Here is a 16,878-nt window from a genome sequence, read left to right on the forward strand (position 1 = left end):
CTCTCTGTTTTTTCTGTTTTTCTCTATCATTTTTATCACCTGCTTCTATTTTACCACTTTTATCGAAAAAAGCCCAGCGAAAGCTGAGCTTTTTCGACAGGCTGAAACCGATACATTTGTATCGGTTTCCTTGCTTTTAGTGGTCGAGGTGACAGGATTCGAACCTGCGGCATCTTGGTCCCAAACCAAGCGCTCTACCAAACTGAGCCACACCTCGATATTTGTCGGTGCTGACAACGTCTATTATTATATATGCTCTTTGTGGTTTTGTCAAGCTTTTTTTGAAAAAAGTTTTAAAAAATATTTTTGCCTGTTTTTAAAGCGTTTTATGGCGAATAATCTATTATCTCCCTCTTTTAAGCGTTTTTACTTGTGTTTTTTGTGCAAAAGGGTTATAATTAAAAAGAATACACTGTTATCAATTTATCCCTGATATTAAAAGAGGTGGTTTTATTGAAAAAACTTTCAAAAGCTTTTGTATCCCTATTTATTGCCGCTTTGCTTCTTGTTATTTCTGCGGTAAGCGGTTTTGCGGTTTTAATGTCTTACGAGATAAACAGCATAGGTCTGAAAATTGATATACCTAACGAATACAGAATTATTATGAGAGATACTCCATCTGACGATCCGGTATTTGAGCAGGTGGGTTTGGATTACGACAGTGTAATGACCAATCTGGGAAAATCGAATGTTTATTTACAGGGCTATAACAGCGATAATACGAAGATTATAGCTGTTACCATGAATATAGATGAGTCCAGCAAAGAAATTGTCAGCTACAATAATCTTGATGAAAGCCAGCTGGAAACTATTCAGCAGGGTTTTATGGCTTCGGAAATGTACAAAGAAGCAAAAGTAACGGAGTTAGGTCAGCTCAAGATGATTTCTCTGGAATTTCAAAGCACAGCCAGCGGGGTTGATGTTTACGGAATACAGGGGAATGTGGTTGAAAACGGAATGAACTATAACATAGTTATTCAAAAGACAGGCTCTGCCCTCACTCAAACAGAGAGAAACGAGTTTGACTCTATATTAAAATCCGTTGAAATAAGAGAACCCGATACAGGTGTGTTTACCGGAAATATGATTTTAACTCTGCTTATCGCTTTTCTTTGTGCAGTGGTTGTAATTTTGTTTGTGATAATATTAAAAAACAGAAAGAAAAACAATATGGAAATCACAGCCAGCAGCAGCCGCAAACTTCCCTCATATATTGACGGTCAGGAAGCAGACGACCTTATGGTTGTAAGGGCTAAACATGCTGAAAAGCACGATTATGTTACAAAGAGCATAGACGAAGCTATAAGCGAGGAAAAAAATAAAAAGGAAAATAAAAAGGATAAGGAAACGGACTCCAAGGCTGAAGAAGGCAAAAAAGAGGAGTACCTGGACAAATTCTTTGATAACAAAGGGGAAAACAATGTCCCCGAACCCAAGGAAAAGAAAAAGAATTTCTTTGAAAAAAGACAGGAGAAAAAACAGGCGGAGAAAAGGGAAAAATCCCTTGAAGCTTTTAAAAACGCCGAAGAATATAATGTATTTGACGACCAGCAGAAAGGTGATGATGAAAATTGAGTACCCTTCTTATTAAAAACTGTTATGCGGTACTGCCTGAGAAAGAAAAAGAGGAAAAATGCTCTATATTGGTGGAAGACGGAAAGATAAAAGAGCTTTACACCCATGTTCAGGAGGCTGACAAGGTTATCGACGGTGAGAACCTTGTGGCTGTGCCGGGATTTGTGGATATACATGTTCATCTGAGAGACCCGGGACAGACTCAGAAAGAGGATATTATAACAGGCTGTAAGGCAGCCGCAGCTGGAGGAGTTACTTCTCTATTGGCTATGCCGAACACACTGCCTACAACAGATAATCCCGAAACTGTTGAATATGTTTTAAATAAGGCTAAAGGAGCGGACGCAAAGGTTTATGTTGCCGCAAGTATAACAAAGGGACTTGAAAGCCACGAGGCTACAGATTTGGAAGCTTTGGCAAAGGCGGGAGCAGTCGGACTTACTGACGATGGAAGACCTGTTGAAAACACAGCAATCCTTGCCGAAGCAATGAAAAAGGCGCCGGAACTCAATATGACGGTTGTTGCCCATTGTGAGGACTTGTTCCTTGCCAAGGGCGGTAAAATCAACGAGGGAGAGGTTTCAAAGGCTCTGGGCGTAAAAGGAATTCCGGCCGCCGCAGAGGACTGCGGAACAGCAAGAGAAATTGCCCTTGCCGCCGCTTATGATGTGCCTGTACACATTTGTCACGTAAGTACAGCCACATCCGTTGCCCTTATCAGGGACGCAAAGAACAGAGGCGTTAAGGTGACAGGAGAAACAGCCCCTCATTATGTAACATTTACAGAAAAAGAGCTTCTTTCCCGTGATGCGGACTTTAGAATGAATCCGCCGTTGAGAACCGAAAAGGACAGACTTGCTGTTATTGAGGGACTCAAGGACGGTACACTGGACGCAATAGCAACAGACCATGCGCCACATACACCGGAGGAGAAATCAGATTTTGAAAAAGCTCCAAACGGCTCAATAGGTATGGAAACATCATTTTCAGCCAGCTATACCGCATTGGTTAAAACTGGAGAGATTACATTGTGCGAGCTTGTAAAGAAAATGAGCACAAACCCGGCAAAAATTCTGGGAATTGAGGGAGGAGAAATCAAAGTAGGCGCAAGCGCAGATATTGCCCTTATAAATCTTGACAAGAAGTGGACGGTAGACCCGGAGAAGCTTCACGGAAAAAGTAAAAACACCCCGTTTAAAGGCAGAGAACTTTACGGTAAGGTTGAATATACCATCTTAGATGGAAAAATAGTTTTTGGAGGAATATAAAATGGCATTTGACAGACTGATTGAAAATATTGTGGAGAAACAGAATCCAACTGTAGCAGGACTTGACCCTAAGCTTGACTACATCCCTTCCTACATCAAGGAAAAGGCATATGCACAGTACGGAAAGACCCTTGAGGGCGCAGCAGAGGCTCTCTTTGAGTACAACAAGGGACTTATTGACGCTCTTTGCGATATCGTTCCGGCAGTTAAGCCACAGGCAGCATACTATGAAATGTACGGCTGGCAGGGTGTAAGAACACTTGCAAGAACTATCGAATATGCTAAGAGCAAGGGAATGTTTGTAATCACAGACGGTAAGAGAAACGATATCGGCTCAACAATGGAAGCTTATGCAGCAGCTCACCTTGGCACAACAGATATCGAGGGTGAAGCTTGTGAGGCTTTCGGCGGCGACGCTCTCACAGTAAACGGATATCTTGGTTCTGACGGTATTATGCCTTTGGTTGACATCTGCAAAAAGGGCGACAAGGGTATTTTCGCTCTTGTTAAAACTTCAAACCCAAGCTCAGGAGAACTCCAGAATCTTCAGCTCACAGGCGGCGAGACAATCTACCTCCACATGGGCAAGATGTGCGAAAACTGGGGCGAATCTCTCCCGGGCAAGTACGGTTACTCAGGCGTAGGCGCAGTTGTAGGCGCAACATATCCGGAACAGCTTGAGGAGCTTAGAAGAGAGCTTCCAAGAACATTTTTCCTTGTTCCCGGCTACGGCGCACAGGGCGGCGGCGCTCAGGATATAAAGCACGCTTTTGATAAGAACGGTATAGGCGCAATCGTTAACTCCAGCCGTGCTATTATGTGCGCATGGAAAAAGGAAGGCTGCCCGGAGGAAGATTACGCAATGGCAGCAAGAAGAGAAGCTATAAGAATGAGAGATGATATCAGAGCTGTAGTAGGAGAAATGAAGCTCTGATTTGATATCCAATAAATATATGAAAATACGAAAAAACAGCAGGATATTTTAAGCAAAATGACCATTTTCTATTGACTAAATGGCATAAAAGGAATATAATTATTCCAATCGAGTATCATGCTTTCTCGTTAAAATTTTCACGAGGTAAGCGTCAAAACTTATTTAAGGGAGTAGATAATAATGGCACGAGTATACAATTTTTCGGCAGGCCCCTCTATGCTTCCTGAGTCTGTACTCAGAAAAGCAGCTGACGAGATGCTGGACTATCAGGGCAGCGGTCAGTCTGTAATGGAAATGTCACACCGCAGCAAGGTGTATGACGCAATCATTAAAGAAGCAGAGGCTCTTTTGAGAGAAGTTATGAACATACCTGACAATTACAAGGTTTTGTTCCTCCAGGGCGGCGCTTCATCTCAGTTTGCAATGGTTCCAATGAACCTTATGACAAAGAGCGGCAAGGCCGACTATGTTATCACAGGTCAGTGGGCTAAAAAAGCATACAAGGAAGGCGCACGTTACGGAAAGGCAAACATCGTTGCTTCCTCCGAAGACAAGACTTTCTCTTATATTCCAAAGCTTGACCCTTCAACCTTTACAAAGGATGCAGACTATTTCCATATCTGCATGAACAATACAATCTACGGAACAGTTTATCACGAGATTCCTGACACAGGAGATGTTCCTCTTGTAGCTGATATTTCTTCCTGCATTCTTTCTCAGCCAATCGACGTTTCTAAGTTCGGCGTTCTCTATGCAGGCGCACAGAAGAACATGGCTCCTGCAGGTCTTACAGTTGTTATCATCAGAGAAGACCTTATCGGCCACGCTATGGACATTACACCAACAATGTTCAACTATCAGACACACGCCGACAACGGTTCTATGTTCAATACACCTCCTTGCTACACAATTTATATTGCAAAGCTTGTTCTTGAGTGGATTAAGAACGAAATGGGCGGACTTGAGAAGATGAAAGAGTACAACGAGAAAAAGGCTAAAATCCTTTATGATTTCCTTGACAGCTCTAAACTTTTCAAGGGCACAGTTGTTCCTGAGGACCGTTCTTTGATGAATGTTCCGTTTGTAACAGGCGATGCAGACATGGACGCAAAGTTTGTTAAAGAGGCAACAGAACACGGTTTTGTTAATATCAAGGGCCACCGTTCAGTTGGCGGTATGAGAGCTTCTATCTACAATGCAATGCCAATCGAGGGCGTTGAGAAGCTTGTAGCCTTTATGAAGGAGTTTGAAGAGAGAAATGTATAATATATTAACTTTAAATAAAATTGCAAAAGTTGGCACAAACAGACTGGGCGACAATTATGCTTGCTCAGACAGCGTAGCAAATCCTGACGCAGTTCTTGTACGTTCTGCCGCTATGCACGATATGGAAATGCCTGAAACTCTTCTTGCTATCGCAAGAGCAGGCGCAGGCGTAAACAACATCCCTGTTGCAAAATGCGCAGAAGAGGGTATCGTTGTATTCAACACACCAGGCGCAAACGCAAACGCAGTTAAAGAGCTTGTTATCGCAGGCTTGCTCATGAGCTCAAGAAAGGTTCTTGCAGGTATTGAGTGGGCTAAGACACTCAAGGGCAACGGCGACGCAGTTGGCAAGATGGTTGAAAAGGGCAAGAGCCAGTTTGTAGGCCCTGAAATTAAGGGTAAGAAGCTTGGCGTTATCGGACTTGGTGCAATCGGTATTCTCGTTGCTAACGCTGCTGCTGACCTTGGCATGGAAGTTTTGGGTTATGATCCATACATCTCTGTTGACGCTGCTTGGAAGCTTTCACACAACGTAAAGCACGCACAGACAGTAGATCAGATTTATGCAGAGTGCGACTACATTACAGTTCATGTTCCTCTCAACGATTCAACAAGAGAGGGAATCAACGCATCTACAATCGCAAAGATGAAGGACGGAGTTAGAATTCTCAACTTCTCCCGTGACGGTCTTGTTAATTCCGCAGATATCCTTGCAGGAGTTAAGTCAGGAAAAATCGCATGCTATGTAACAGACTTTGCTACAGATGATATCCTCTGCGAGGAAAACATCATCGTTATGCCTCACCTTGGCGCATCTACACCTGAGAGCGAGGACAACTGCGCTGTTATGGCAGCAGACCAGATTAAGGATTATCTTGAGAACGGAAATATCACAAATTCCGTTAACTATCCTGCACTTTCAATGGCAAGATCCGGAGATATTCGTTTCTGCGTAATGCACAAGAATGCTCCTAAGATGCTCACACAGATTCTCGACTGCATCACATCAAACGGTGCAAACGTTGAGGGTATGGAGAACAAGAGCAAGGGTGAGTATGCTTATACAGTTGTTGACGCAACAGGCGCAGACCAGGCTGTAAAGGCATCCATCGAGGCAATCGAAGGAGTTATCAGAGTAAGAGTTATCTGATTATAAATAATAAAAAGCTGTATGGGTTTTCCGTACAGCTTTTTTGTTTTTAAAATATGCAGAAAATCAATAACTTAGCAAATATTTAGAAAACTAACACTTTAAATTGAATATAAACTGTGGTATAATGCCTCTTGTAATATCCTTTTATTGGTTGGAGGTGAATACTTGGAAACTTTTATTCAAAATGTGACAAATATTGACTTTGGTATTCTGGATTTTATACAGCAGAATCTTAGAAATCCTTTTTTTGACTTCCTTATGCCTTTTTTAAGTGCAATAGGTGAAGCCGGCATTGTTTGGATTGTAATTTGCATAGGTATGCTTTTTCCTAAAAAGACCAGAATGTGGGCGATTGCCGGTCTTTTGGCTATGCTTGTGACCTGGCTTTCCGGAGAAGTGATTCTGAAAAATCTTATTGGAAGAGTAAGACCCTGCAATGTAAATTTGGCGGTGGATATGCTGGTTGACAGACCGTCTTCCTACAGTTTCCCGTCAGGACATACAAGCTCATCCTTTGCCTGCGCTACGGTTATTTTCCGTATGAATAAAAAGTGGGGCATAGGAGCTTTGATTCTTGCCGCTTTGATTGGATTCTCCAGACTGTACAATTATGTGCATTTCCCCACCGACGTATTGGCAGGTATGCTCTGGGGTATTTTGCTTGCATCGGTTGTAGTTTGGGTATTTAAAAAATATAATTTGTTTGATGACAAAAAAGATTTAAACCTTAATAAATGAGGAGAGATTATCATGGAAAAATTGATGATTAAAAACTTGTTTGACCTTGACAAAACTATTGCGAAAGATCTTTTTGAGGGCGCTGTTTATCCCTGGGAAGTTCTTCCGAAGATTAAGGAGTTTATTGTAAAGCTGGGCAACACTCTTGACCCTGAGATTTACGAGAAAAGGGGAGAGGATATCTGGGTTGCAAAAAGCGCAAAGGTTGCTCCATCAGCATATCTGGGCGGCCCACTTATAATCTGCGAAAATGCGGAAATCCGCCACTGTGCTTTTATCAGAGGCAGCGCAATAGTCGGAGCAGGAGCAGTTGTGGGCAATTCCACAGAGCTTAAAAATGCAGTGCTCTTTGACGGGGTTCAGGTTCCTCATTACAATTATGTGGGCGACAGCATTTTGGGCTACAAGGCTCACACAGGTGCAGGCGCAATCACTTCAAATCTTAAATCAGACAAAAAGCTTGTTACTGTTATGTGTGACGGAGAAAAGGTTGAAACAGGCGTTAAGAAGTTCGGCGCAATGCTGGGCGACTTTGCGGATATCGGTTGCAACAGCGTTTTGAACCCGGGCACAGTTGTCGGCAGAGGCACAAGAGTTTATCCTCTTTCAATGGTTCGTGGCTATGTTCCCGAGCACAGCATATACAAGAACAGAAACGAAGTAGTTATCATAGAAGATAAATGATTTTTTTGTCCGCCTTTTTTTAGTTCCGCCTTGCAAAACTTAGTTGTAGAAATAAACATCGTTTCAAGGCGGGCGAGACTTTTGATTCCGACCTGCAAAGGAAAGATATAAAAATTAACTTCCACACAGGTCGGACGAGACCTTGGTTTTAGAAATAAAAAATGGCTCTGACACGGTTAACTTCGTGCAGAGCCATTTTTTTATTATTATAATGTTTAATGAAAAATAACACTCAACTTGCGCAGCGGTTACTATATATAATAGAAAGCCATAATATACATATTAAAGCTAAAAGAACAAACCCTATTAAGAGCAAGCCATTCTAAGGCGCACAACGAAAGGTTTCGCCCGCCGAGTGCTGTCGTTAACTTTTATGAAAAACTTTATATATATTAAAATAATAAAAGATTAAACCCTATCGAAAGCGAGCCATTCTAAGGCGTACAACGAAAGGTTTCGCCCGCCGAGTGCTGGCGTTGATATCTATAGAAAACTTTAGCTCGGCGGAACAAAAAGACTCGCCCGCCGAGTGCTGGCGTTGATATCTATAGAAAACTTTAGCTCGGCGGAACAAAAAGACTCGCCCGACGTGTGCAGGTGTTTATTTCATAGGTAAACTTTTGCACGTCGGAAATAAAAATCAAAATTCGATGCCTTCTCGGGCGGGGATGCCTCGCTGGTAGGGGTGCTTTTCGTTTACGAAATGGGTGATGTAGTCAGCAAGAACGGAAAACTTCTCGGGGACTTCATGACCGGTGAGAACTATTTCCAGAGTTTGTGGGGCGTTGGAAAGAAACTCGTAAACCTCTGCATGGGATACCATATTTAAGGAAACAGCGGTCAAAAGCTCATCAAGGATTATCATGTCAAATTTGCCCACTATGGATTTTTCAGCGGATACTCGGAAAATCTCTCCCATAAGACGGGCACAGTTCTCCTTTTCCTCTTCTGACATGGTAAAGGTGAATTTTAGCTCCACGGGACATGGGGCAAGAGTTATGTTTGAAAGCTGCTTTAGAGATGTTCGTTCCCCTGTTGACATGGTTTTTAAAAACTGAACAAAAAGAACCTTTAAATCCCTGCCGGCTGCTCTTACGGCAAGACCTGTTGCGGCGGTGGTTTTTCCTTTACCGTCGCCGTAATAAATGTGTATCATAAAAAGATACTCCTTTTCGTAATATATTTCCAGACCAATAGAATTATGTATATGATAAACGGAAATGGATTATTTTTCAAGCTTTGGTGATGAAGATTTTCTTAAAAATATTATGTACAAAATATACAAAAATATCATACATATTGAATGAAATATTTTCGCATAATTTTTGTGATTTTTCTTGAAAAACAGGGGTTCATAGTGTATAATAATACCTGCGTGACTGCACTATATATGATATGCGATGAAGCGGGAGGTTGCGGCAGTTAGCCGGTTTTTCCGTGGAGTATGTCCGATTTTAAACCGGGCGATAACGAAATAAATTCGGGGTTTTTGCGACATAAGGAGTTGCTGTGTCGTATTGTGTCCGAATGCTTTTCTGTGAGTACCCGTTGGTTGATAAAAGCCAGACGGGTTTATTGTTAGGGTGAGAGGAAACACCCGGCAATGTGGAAAGAATTTTAAAAGCCCGCCAACTAAAAATTAAGGAGGCGACGACAATGGCAGTCAAGGAAAAAATCAGAATAAGACTTAAGAGCTACGATCATCAGTTGGTTGATCAGTCAGCAGAAAGAATCGTTGCAACAGCAAAGAGAACAGGTGCCAGAGTTTCCGGTCCGGTTCCGCTTCCAACAGAGAAGCAGGTTGTTACAATCCTCAGAGCTGTTCACAAGTACAAGGATAGCCGTGAGCAGTTCGAGATGAGAACACACAAGCGTCTTATTGATATTTTAAGACCGTCAAACAAGACAGTCGAGGCTCTTATGAGCTTAGAGCTCCCTGCCGGCGTTGATATTGATATTAAGCTTTAATCTTAATAGGCATATCAACCTACAAGCAGACAGGGTCATGTTGGCGAAAGCCAACCAATAACCTTATAAGGAGGATATAGAAATGCAAAAAGCAGTAATCGGAAAAAAGGTTGGAATGACACAGATTTTCGATGAAAAGGGAATTGTAGTTCCTGTAACTGTCGTTGAAGCAGGTCCATGCGTTGTTTCAATGATTAAGACAGTTGAAAACGATGGCTACGCAGCAGTTCAGATGGGCTGGGGCGATTTAAAGCCACACAAGGTTACAAAGCCAATGAAGGGTCACTTCGAGAAGGCTGATGTAGCTCCAAAGAGAATTCTCAAAGAGTTCCGTTTTGACGATGTTGATGCTTACAAGGTAGGCGACATTGTTAAGGTAGACGCTTTTGAGGCAGGCAACAGAGTTGATGTAACAGGTACCAGCAAAGGTAAAGGTTACGCCGGTGTAATTAAGAGATGGAACTTCCAGAGACTTAAGGAAACACACGGTTCAGGTCCGGTTGCTCGTCACGGCGGTTCAATCGGTGCTTGCTCTGACCCATCAAGAGTATGGAAGGGCAAGAAGATGGCAGGTCACTTGGGTGCTGAGAGAGTTACAGTACAGAACCTGCAGGTTGTTAAGGTTGATGTTGAGAACAACCTTATCGCCATCAAGGGTGCTATCCCCGGCCCTAACGGCGGTACAGTAGTAATTAAAGATACCGTTAAGGCTTAAAAGGGAAGGAGGATTTATAAATGCCAAACGTAGCAGTAGTAGATATGGCAGGCAAGCAGGTTGGAACAATCGATCTTGCTGAGTCCGTATTCGGTATAGAGCCAAATGCAGCAGTTATGCATCATATGGTAGTTAACTATCTTGCTAATCAGCGTCAGGGTACACAGTCTGCACTGACAAGAGCAGAAGTTTCCGGCGGCGGCAGAAAGCCATGGAGACAGAAGGGCACAGGCCGTGCAAGACAGGGTTCAACAAGAGCTCCTCAGTGGACACACGGTGGTATCGTATTTGCTCCGAAGCCAAGAAGTTACAGATTTACAGTTAATAAGAAGGTAAGAAGACTCGCTATGAAGTCTGCTTTCTCTTCAAAGGCAGCAGCTAATGAGATCATCGTAATCGATGCAATCAAGGCTGACGCATATAAGACAAAAGTTATCGCAGAGATGCTCAAGGCCATTGGCGCCGAGAAGAAAGCTCTCATCGTTCTGCCCGAGGTTGATGCAAAGGTTATCAAATCCGCAAGCAACATCAAGGGCGTTAAGACCGCTCAGGTTAACACACTTAACGTATACGACATTCTCAATGCAGATAAGCTCGTAATTGTTAAGGATGCGGTTAGCAAAATCGAGGAGGTGTACGCATGATAGCACATGACATCATCATTCGCCCAATCATCACTGAAAAGAGCATGCAGGGCATAATGGAAAAAAGGTACACCTTTGAGGTTGCCAAAAACGCCGGTAAGGTTGAAATTGCTAAAGCAGTTGAGGAAATCTTCAAGGACGTAAAAGTTAAGAAGGTTAACACACTCAACGTAAGAGGCAAGCTTCGCCGCCAGGGTAGATACGAAGGCTACACAAGATGCTGGAAGAAGGCTGTTGTAACCCTCACAGAGGACAGCAAGCCAATCGAATTCTTTGAAGGCATGATGTAAGCCTGTAAAAAATAATAACAGGCAGTATGTATGGGGATGAAAGCCAGTCCCCGCAAAGCCCATCATGAGGAGAGTGAAACCAAATGGCCATTAAAGTTTATAAGCCGACTACAAACGCACGCCGTAACATGTCGGTTACAGATTATTCAGGTCTTTCAAAGGTTGCCCCCGAAAAGAGTCTGCTTGCTCCCGTAAAGAAAAACTCGGGTCGTAACAGCTACGGCAGAATTACAGTTCGCCACAGAGGCGGCGGCAATCGCAGAAAGTACCGTATCATAGATTTCAAAAGACAGAAGTTCGATGTACCGGCAAAGGTTCTTACACTTGAGTACGATCCTAACCGTTCAGCTTTCATCGCTCTTGTACAGTACGAGGACGGCGAGAAGGCATACATCATCGCACCACAGGGTCTCAAGGTTGGAGACACAGTAGTTTCCGGTAAGGATGCAGATATCAAGGTTGGTAACGCACTTCCTTTGAGCTCAATTCCTACAGGTACATTTATCCATAACGTAGAGCTTTACCCAGGCAGAGGCGCTCAGCTTGCTAGAGCAGCCGGTAACATGGCTCAGCTTATGGCTAAAGAGAACGGAATGGCTCTTCTGAGACTTCCTTCAGGCGAACTTAGAAATGTTCCTGATGCTTGCATGGCTACAATCGGCCAGGTAGGAAACACAGACCATGAAAACGTTAAGATCGGTAAGGCTGGTCGTAAGCGCAACATGGGCTGGAGACCAACAGTAAGAGGTTCTGTAATGAACCCTAACGACCACCCGCACGGTGGTGGTGAAGGTAAATCTCCGGTTGGACGTCCGGGTCCTGTTACTCCGTGGGGTAAGCCTGCACTTGGTTATAAGACAAGAAAGACACACAACCGTTCTGATAAGTTTATCGTAAAGCGTAGAAACGGTAAGTAATAGGCGGCAGAAAGGAGCTTTAAATTATGAGTAGAAGCACAAAAAAGGGTCCTTATGTTCAGCCTGTGCTGCTCAAAAGGATTCAGCAGATGAACGAAGCTGGCGAGAAGAGAATTCTCAAGACTTGGTCAAGAAGCTCAACAATTTTCCCAGATTTCGTAGGTCATACATTTGCGGTACATGACGGCCGCAAGCACGTTCCGGTATATGTAACAGAAGATATGGTTGGTCACAAGCTCGGCGAGTTTGCTCCAACAAGAACATTCAAAGGCCATGCCGGTTCAAAAACATCTAAGAAGTAATAGGCGGAAGGAGTTATTGCAATGGAAGCTAAGGCATATTTAAACTATGTCCGTATCTCACCCCGCAAGGTATCTATTGTTTTGGATCTCATCCGTGGCAAAGATGCAAAACTTGCAAAGGCTATTCTTGCACAGACACCAAAGGCCGCCTGCGAGCCACTTTCAAAGTTGCTCAAGTCAGCTATGGCAAATGCTGAGAATAACCACGATATGGATGTATCAAGACTTTACGTTGCAGAGTGCAGCGTAAGCCAGGGCCCAACCCTCAAAAGAATTCGTCCGAGAGCTCAGGGCAGGGCATTTAGAATTAACAAGAAAACATCCCACATTACCCTTGTGCTCAAGGAAAGAGAATAATGAGGAGGAGGTAAGATTATGGGCCAAAAAGTTAATCCACACGGTTTGCGTGTAGGCGTAATTAAAGATTGGGATTCACGCTGGTTTGCAAATAAGAAAGATTTTGGCGATACTCTTGTTGAGGATTACAACCTCCGCAGGACTCTTAAGAAGCAGCTTGCAGGTGCAGGCGTGCCAAAAATCGAAATTGAGCGTGACGGTAAAAGAGTAAGAATTCACATTCACTGCGCTATGCCTGGTAAGGTTATCGGCAAGGGCGGCAGCGAGATAGAGAAGCTCAGACTCCAGTGCGAGAAAATGCTGGGCAAGGCTGTTGTAATCGACATCGTGGAGGTTAAGTCCCCGGATTTGAACGCACAGCTGGTTGCAGAGAGCATCGCACAGCAGCTTGAGAAGAGAATTTCTTTCCGCCGTGCTATGAAGCAGGCAATCGGAAGAGCTATGAAGCTGGGCGCTAAGGGTATCAAAACTCAGTGTTCAGGACGTCTCGGCGGCGCAGAAATCGCAAGATCCGAGCAGTATCACGAGGGTACAATCCCTCTTCAGACAATCCGTGCAGACATCGACTACGGTTTTGCAGAGGCTGACACAACCTACGGTAAGATCGGTGTTAAAGTATGGCTGTACAAAGGTGAGGTTCTCAACGAAGTAAAGAAGAGACCTCGCAGGGAAGGAGGCAATAAATAATGCTGTTACCAAAGCGTGTAAAGTACAGAAGAGTACACAGAGGTCGTATGACCGGTAAAGCATACCGTGGCAACAAGGTTACTTACGGTGATTATGGTCTTCAGGCATTAGAGCCAAGCTGGATTACATCAAACCAGATCGAATCTGCCCGTATCGCTATGACACGTTACTGCAAGAGATTCGGTAAAGTTTGGATTAAGATATTCCCGGATAAGCCAATCACAGAGAAGCCTGCTGAAACTCGAATGGGTTCCGGTAAAGGTTCACCTGAGTATTGGGTAGCAGTTGTTAAGCCGGGCAGAGTTATGTTCGAGCTTGCAGGTGTTGACGAGGCTACAGCTAGAGAGGCTATGCGTCTTGCAGCTATGAAGCTTCCTATTAAATGTAAGTTTGTAAAGAAAGAGGAAACGGAGGTTGAGCAATAATGACAGCAAAAGAACTCAGAGAATTGTCTGTAAACGAGCTTGAATTAAAGCTCAAGGAGCTCAAGGAAGAGCTTTTTAATCTTCGTTTTCAGCTTGCCATTAACCAGCTCGAGAATCCAATGCGTATTCAGGCAGTTAAGAAGGACATTGCAAGAGTTTCTACAGTTCTTCGCCAGCTTGAGCTTGAGAATACAAGAGCATAATTGAGGAGGGCATAGCAGTGAGCGAAAGAAACATGAGAAAAGTAGCTATCGGCAAGGTTGTAAGCGACAAGATGGATAAGACAATCGTTGTAGCAATCGAAGATAGCGTTAAGCATAAGCTTTACAATAAAATCGTTAAGCGCACAGTCAGACTCAAAGCACATGATGAAAACAATGAGTGCGGTGTTGGTGACCGTGTAAAAGTTATGGAGACCCGTCCTCTTTCTAAGGATAAGAGATGGAGACTCGTCGAGATTATAGAGAAAGCTAAATAATTCCGTTTATTGGGCTTTGAGAAAAGGAGGAACGCACTGTGATTCAGCAGCAAACTTACCTCAAGGTTGCCGATAACACCGGCGCTAAGGAACTTATGTGCATTCGTGTTCTCGGCGGAACCAGAAGAAGGTATGCCAATATAGGCGACGTAATCGTTGCTTCCGTTAAGAAAGCAGCACCCGGCGGCGTTGTTAAAAAAGGCGACGTTGTAAAGGCAGTTGTTGTACGTTCTGCAAAGGGCGTACGCAGAGAGGACGGCACTTACATTCGTTTTGATGAGAATGCAGCCGTAATTATAAAGGAAGATAAGAACCCTAAGGGTACTCGTATCTTCGGACCGGTAGCAAGAGAGCTTCGTGATAAGGATTATCTGAAGATTCTTTCTTTGGCTCCGGAAGTACTTTAATGGAGGTGTCAGCAGATGAATAAGAAACTTCATGTAAAAACAGGCGACACCGTTGTAATTATAAGCGGAAAGAGCAAGGGCAAAAAGGGCAAGGTTCTTGCAGTTAGCCCTAAGGAAGGTAAAGTTATCGTAGAGAAGTGCAACATGGTTCACAAGCATGTTAAGCCAAGAAAGATGGGCGACCAGGGCGGCATCGTTGATGCTGAGGGCGCAATCTACGCTTGCAAGGTACAGCTTTACTGCCCTAACTGCAACAAGGCAGTAAGAGTTGCATATAAGACCTACGAAGACGGCACAAAGGCTAGAGTTTGTGCAAAATGTAAGGAAGCACTTTAATAGGAGGATTAAGAAATGGCAAGACTTAAAGAGTTATACGCTAAAGAAGTTGCACCTGCTCTTATGAAAAAGTTCTCTTATAAGAGTGTGATGCAGATTCCAAAGTTTGATAAAATCGTTATCAACGTAGGTGCAGGCGAGGCTAAAGATAATTCTAAGGTTATCGACGCTATCTGCACAGATCTTGCAGCAATCACAGGTCAGAAGCCAATGGTTTGCCGTGCAAGAAAGTCAGTTGCTAACTTTAAACTTCGTGAGGGTATGGCAATCGGCGCTAAGGTTACTCTCAGAGGCGACAGAATGTATGAGTTCATGGACAGACTCTTCAACGTAGCTCTCCCAAGAGTTCGTGACTTCAGAGGAATTAACGCTAACTCCTTTGACGGCAGAGGCAACTACAACATGGGTCTTAAGGAACAGCTCATCTTCCCTGAAATTGAGTACGATAAGATCGACAAAGTACGTGGTATGGACATTTGCTTCGTAACCACTGCAACTACAGACGAAGAAGCCCGTGAGCTTTTGACACTTATGGGCGCACCATTTGCGAAGTAAGGAGGAATTGTTGTGGCTAAGACTGCTATGAAAGTTAAGCAGCAGAGAGTTCAGAAATATTCCACAAGAGAATATTCAAGATGCAAAATCTGTGGTAGACCACACGCCTACCTCCGTAAGTACGGAATTTGCCGTATTTGCTTTAGAGAACTCGCTTACAAGGGCGAGATTCCCGGTGTAAAAAAGGCAAGCTGGTAATCAGAGGAGGTAAACGGTATGCAGAGTACAGATATCATCGCTGATTTGCTTACTAGAATTCGTAATGCAAACACAGCAAAGCATGACAGTGTTGAAATCCCAGCATCAAACATGAAGAAGGCTATCTGCCAGATTCTTCTTGATGAAGGATACATCAAAAACTTTACAGTAACCGAAGACGGCAAGCAGGGCATGATCAAGGTTGTTTTGAAATACGGCGAGGGCAAAACTCCAGTTATTTCCGGCCTTAAGAGAGTTTCAAAGCCAGGTTTGCGTATATACAGCGATGTAGAGAATATGCCAAAGGTTATGAAGGGCCTTGGAATTGCAATCATTTCAACTTCTAAGGGCATCATGACTGACAGAGAGGCTCGCAAAGAGCACGTAGGCGGCGAGGTTCTCGCATATATTTGGTAATAGGAGGTGCGAAAATGTCTCGAATTGGAAGAAAACCTATAAATATTCCCGCCGGTGTAGAAGTTAAGTTCGAAAACGGCGTTCTCACAGCAAAGGGTCCTAAGGGTACACTCACTCAGAATGTACACCCAAACATGCTGGTAGAAATCAACAACGGCATTATCGAAGTTAAGCGTCCAAATGACGACAAGCTTAACCGTTCACTTCACGGTCTTACAAGAACACTTATCCACAATATGATGATCGGTGTAACTGAGGGCTACAAGAAGGAACTGGATGTTAACGGCGTTGGTTACCGTGTTCAGAAGCAGGGTAAGACAGTTACAATGAACCTTGGATTCTCACATCCGGTTATCATTGAGGATACAGACGATATTACAATCGAAGTTCCAAACCCAAATAAAATTATCATCCACGGCGCAGATAAGCAAAAGGTTGGTCAGTTTGCTGCCGAAGTTAGAGAGAAGCGTCCACCAGAGCCATATAAGGGCAAGGGTATTAAGTATGTGGACGAACACATCCGCCGCAAGGAAGGCAAGGCCGGTAAGGGCGGCAAGAAGTAAT

25 protein-coding genes and 1 tRNA gene are annotated in these 16,878 nt (G+C 43.6%); 24 read left to right on the forward strand and 2 right to left on the reverse strand.

Annotated features, from left to right (window positions below):
* Nucleotides 1-140: 140 nt before the first annotated feature.
* Nucleotides 141-217, reverse strand: a tRNA-Pro gene (locus B5F08_RS06140).
* A gap of 236 nt (nt 218-453) precedes the next feature.
* Between B5F08_RS06140 and B5F08_RS06145 the strand changes: the two genes are divergently transcribed.
* The 7 genes from B5F08_RS06145 (at nt 454) to B5F08_RS06175 (ending at nt 7,618) form a co-directional block, all read left to right on the forward strand.
* Entirely contained in the window at nt 454-1,575 is a 1,122-nt protein-coding gene (locus B5F08_RS06145) for a hypothetical protein (protein ID WP_087377445.1), read from the forward strand.
* On the forward strand, nt 1,572-2,843 hold the full coding sequence (locus tag B5F08_RS06150) for a dihydroorotase (protein ID WP_087377447.1): 1,272 nt from the start codon (nt 1,572-1,574) through the stop codon (nt 2,841-2,843). The genes B5F08_RS06145 and B5F08_RS06150 overlap by 4 nt, the downstream gene beginning before the upstream one ends.
* A gap of 1 nt (nt 2,844) precedes the next feature.
* Entirely contained in the window at nt 2,845-3,777 is a 933-nt protein-coding gene (pyrF, locus tag B5F08_RS06155; protein WP_087377448.1) for an orotidine-5'-phosphate decarboxylase, read from the forward strand.
* 180 nt (nt 3,778-3,957) lie between these two features.
* Complete coding sequence (gene serC / locus B5F08_RS06160; RefSeq protein WP_087377450.1) at nt 3,958-5,043, forward strand: 3-phosphoserine/phosphohydroxythreonine transaminase; 1,086 nt, start codon at nt 3,958-3,960, stop codon at nt 5,041-5,043.
* Nucleotides 5,036-6,193, forward strand: a complete 1,158-nt coding sequence (locus B5F08_RS06165; RefSeq protein ID WP_087377452.1) for a 3-phosphoglycerate dehydrogenase family protein — start codon at nt 5,036-5,038, stop codon at nt 6,191-6,193. Before serC ends, B5F08_RS06165 begins: the two co-directional genes overlap by 8 nt.
* Before the next feature lie 168 nt (nt 6,194-6,361).
* The gene (locus tag B5F08_RS06170) at nt 6,362-6,934 is read left to right on the forward strand and encodes a phosphatase PAP2 family protein (protein WP_242968320.1); all 573 of its coding nucleotides are present in this window, start codon (nt 6,362-6,364) and stop codon (nt 6,932-6,934) included.
* A 12-nt stretch (nt 6,935-6,946) separates the two neighbouring features.
* The gene (locus B5F08_RS06175; protein ID WP_087377454.1) at nt 6,947-7,618 is read left to right on the forward strand and encodes an acyltransferase; all 672 of its coding nucleotides are present in this window, start codon (nt 6,947-6,949) and stop codon (nt 7,616-7,618) included.
* 640 nt (nt 7,619-8,258) lie between these two features.
* Here B5F08_RS06175 and B5F08_RS06180 read toward each other — a convergent pair.
* Nucleotides 8,259-8,774 carry a cob(I)yrinic acid a,c-diamide adenosyltransferase gene (locus B5F08_RS06180; RefSeq protein WP_087377455.1) on the reverse strand — a complete coding sequence of 172 codons (516 nt, stop codon included), beginning with the start codon at nt 8,772-8,774 and terminating at the stop codon, nt 8,259-8,261.
* A 500-nt stretch (nt 8,775-9,274) separates the two neighbouring features.
* Between B5F08_RS06180 and rpsJ the strand changes: the two genes are divergently transcribed.
* The 17 genes from rpsJ to rplF all read left to right on the forward strand — a co-directional run bounded on the left by rpsJ (nt 9,275) and on the right by rplF (nt 16,877).
* Nucleotides 9,275-9,586 carry a 30S ribosomal protein S10 gene (rpsJ, locus tag B5F08_RS06185; protein WP_087377457.1) on the forward strand — a complete coding sequence of 104 codons (312 nt, stop codon included), beginning with the start codon at nt 9,275-9,277 and terminating at the stop codon, nt 9,584-9,586.
* 82 nt (nt 9,587-9,668) lie between these two features.
* Complete coding sequence (rplC, locus tag B5F08_RS06190; RefSeq protein WP_087377459.1) at nt 9,669-10,301, forward strand: 50S ribosomal protein L3; 633 nt, start codon at nt 9,669-9,671, stop codon at nt 10,299-10,301.
* 20 nt (nt 10,302-10,321) lie between these two features.
* Nucleotides 10,322-10,945, forward strand: coding sequence for a 50S ribosomal protein L4 (gene rplD / locus B5F08_RS06195; RefSeq protein ID WP_087377461.1), 624 nt, complete (start codon nt 10,322-10,324; stop codon nt 10,943-10,945).
* A complete protein-coding gene (gene rplW, locus B5F08_RS06200; RefSeq protein WP_087377463.1) occupies nt 10,942-11,235 on the forward strand; it encodes a 50S ribosomal protein L23 in 294 nt (97 codons plus the stop codon). Before rplD ends, rplW begins: the two co-directional genes overlap by 4 nt.
* Before the next feature lie 83 nt (nt 11,236-11,318).
* The gene (gene rplB, locus B5F08_RS06205) at nt 11,319-12,152 is read left to right on the forward strand and encodes a 50S ribosomal protein L2 (protein WP_087377465.1); all 834 of its coding nucleotides are present in this window, start codon (nt 11,319-11,321) and stop codon (nt 12,150-12,152) included.
* Between the two features lie 26 nt (nt 12,153-12,178).
* Entirely contained in the window at nt 12,179-12,454 is a 276-nt protein-coding gene (rpsS, locus tag B5F08_RS06210) for a 30S ribosomal protein S19 (RefSeq protein ID WP_087377467.1), read from the forward strand.
* 21 nt (nt 12,455-12,475) lie between these two features.
* A complete protein-coding gene (gene rplV / locus B5F08_RS06215; protein WP_087377469.1) occupies nt 12,476-12,811 on the forward strand; it encodes a 50S ribosomal protein L22 in 336 nt (111 codons plus the stop codon).
* An 18-nt stretch (nt 12,812-12,829) separates the two neighbouring features.
* Entirely contained in the window at nt 12,830-13,498 is a 669-nt protein-coding gene (gene rpsC, locus B5F08_RS06220) for a 30S ribosomal protein S3 (protein WP_087377471.1), read from the forward strand.
* Entirely contained in the window at nt 13,498-13,923 is a 426-nt protein-coding gene (gene rplP / locus B5F08_RS06225; RefSeq protein ID WP_087377473.1) for a 50S ribosomal protein L16, read from the forward strand. The genes rpsC and rplP overlap by 1 nt, the downstream gene beginning before the upstream one ends.
* The gene (gene rpmC, locus B5F08_RS06230) at nt 13,923-14,126 is read left to right on the forward strand and encodes a 50S ribosomal protein L29 (RefSeq protein WP_087377475.1); all 204 of its coding nucleotides are present in this window, start codon (nt 13,923-13,925) and stop codon (nt 14,124-14,126) included. The genes rplP and rpmC overlap by 1 nt, the downstream gene beginning before the upstream one ends.
* Before the next feature lie 17 nt (nt 14,127-14,143).
* Nucleotides 14,144-14,401, forward strand: coding sequence for a 30S ribosomal protein S17 (gene rpsQ, locus B5F08_RS06235; protein ID WP_087377477.1), 258 nt, complete (start codon nt 14,144-14,146; stop codon nt 14,399-14,401).
* A 38-nt stretch (nt 14,402-14,439) separates the two neighbouring features.
* Nucleotides 14,440-14,808 carry a 50S ribosomal protein L14 gene (gene rplN / locus B5F08_RS06240; RefSeq protein ID WP_087377479.1) on the forward strand — a complete coding sequence of 123 codons (369 nt, stop codon included), beginning with the start codon at nt 14,440-14,442 and terminating at the stop codon, nt 14,806-14,808.
* Nucleotides 14,809-14,823: 15 nt separating this feature from the next.
* Nucleotides 14,824-15,144 (forward strand): 50S ribosomal protein L24, encoded by a 321-nt coding sequence (gene rplX, locus B5F08_RS06245; RefSeq protein WP_087377481.1) that lies wholly within the window; start codon nt 14,824-14,826, stop codon nt 15,142-15,144.
* Nucleotides 15,145-15,159: 15 nt separating this feature from the next.
* A complete protein-coding gene (gene rplE, locus B5F08_RS06250) occupies nt 15,160-15,699 on the forward strand; it encodes a 50S ribosomal protein L5 (protein WP_087377483.1) in 540 nt (179 codons plus the stop codon).
* Between the two features lie 12 nt (nt 15,700-15,711).
* Nucleotides 15,712-15,897 carry a type Z 30S ribosomal protein S14 gene (locus tag B5F08_RS06255; RefSeq protein ID WP_087377485.1) on the forward strand — a complete coding sequence of 62 codons (186 nt, stop codon included), beginning with the start codon at nt 15,712-15,714 and terminating at the stop codon, nt 15,895-15,897.
* Between the two features lie 18 nt (nt 15,898-15,915).
* On the forward strand, nt 15,916-16,314 hold the full coding sequence (gene rpsH, locus B5F08_RS06260) for a 30S ribosomal protein S8 (protein ID WP_087377487.1): 399 nt from the start codon (nt 15,916-15,918) through the stop codon (nt 16,312-16,314).
* 14 nt (nt 16,315-16,328) lie between these two features.
* The gene (gene rplF, locus B5F08_RS06265) at nt 16,329-16,877 is read left to right on the forward strand and encodes a 50S ribosomal protein L6 (protein ID WP_087377489.1); all 549 of its coding nucleotides are present in this window, start codon (nt 16,329-16,331) and stop codon (nt 16,875-16,877) included.
* Nucleotide 16,878 lies beyond the last annotated feature (1 nt).

The sequence above is a fragment of the Anaeromassilibacillus sp. An172 genome, from assembly GCF_002160515.1.
GTDB lineage: Bacteria > Bacillota > Clostridia > Oscillospirales > Acutalibacteraceae > Limousia > Limousia pullorum.

Coding starts and splice junctions, on each gene's coding strand:
- pyrF (WP_087377448.1), top strand. CDS start 2,845: ATGGCATTTGACAGACTGATTGAAAATATTGTGGAGAAACAGAATCCA.
- serC (WP_087377450.1), top strand. CDS start 3,958: ATGGCACGAGTATACAATTTTTCGGCAGGCCCCTCTATGCTTCCTGAG.
- B5F08_RS06165 (WP_087377452.1), top strand. CDS start 5,036: ATGTATAATATATTAACTTTAAATAAAATTGCAAAAGTTGGCACAAAC.
- B5F08_RS06175 (WP_087377454.1), top strand. CDS start 6,947: ATGGAAAAATTGATGATTAAAAACTTGTTTGACCTTGACAAAACTATT.
- B5F08_RS06180 (WP_087377455.1), bottom strand. CDS start 8,774: ATGATACACATTTATTACGGCGACGGTAAAGGAAAAACCACCGCCGCA.
- rpsJ (WP_087377457.1), top strand. CDS start 9,275: ATGGCAGTCAAGGAAAAAATCAGAATAAGACTTAAGAGCTACGATCAT.
- rplC (WP_087377459.1), top strand. CDS start 9,669: ATGCAAAAAGCAGTAATCGGAAAAAAGGTTGGAATGACACAGATTTTC.
- rplD (WP_087377461.1), top strand. CDS start 10,322: ATGCCAAACGTAGCAGTAGTAGATATGGCAGGCAAGCAGGTTGGAACA.
- rplW (WP_087377463.1), top strand. CDS start 10,942: ATGATAGCACATGACATCATCATTCGCCCAATCATCACTGAAAAGAGC.
- rplB (WP_087377465.1), top strand. CDS start 11,319: ATGGCCATTAAAGTTTATAAGCCGACTACAAACGCACGCCGTAACATG.
- rpsS (WP_087377467.1), top strand. CDS start 12,179: ATGAGTAGAAGCACAAAAAAGGGTCCTTATGTTCAGCCTGTGCTGCTC.
- rplV (WP_087377469.1), top strand. CDS start 12,476: ATGGAAGCTAAGGCATATTTAAACTATGTCCGTATCTCACCCCGCAAG.
- rpsC (WP_087377471.1), top strand. CDS start 12,830: ATGGGCCAAAAAGTTAATCCACACGGTTTGCGTGTAGGCGTAATTAAA.
- rplP (WP_087377473.1), top strand. CDS start 13,498: ATGCTGTTACCAAAGCGTGTAAAGTACAGAAGAGTACACAGAGGTCGT.
- rpmC (WP_087377475.1), top strand. CDS start 13,923: ATGACAGCAAAAGAACTCAGAGAATTGTCTGTAAACGAGCTTGAATTA.
- rplX (WP_087377481.1), top strand. CDS start 14,824: ATGAATAAGAAACTTCATGTAAAAACAGGCGACACCGTTGTAATTATA.
- rplE (WP_087377483.1), top strand. CDS start 15,160: ATGGCAAGACTTAAAGAGTTATACGCTAAAGAAGTTGCACCTGCTCTT.
- rpsH (WP_087377487.1), top strand. CDS start 15,916: ATGCAGAGTACAGATATCATCGCTGATTTGCTTACTAGAATTCGTAAT.
- rplF (WP_087377489.1), top strand. CDS start 16,329: ATGTCTCGAATTGGAAGAAAACCTATAAATATTCCCGCCGGTGTAGAA.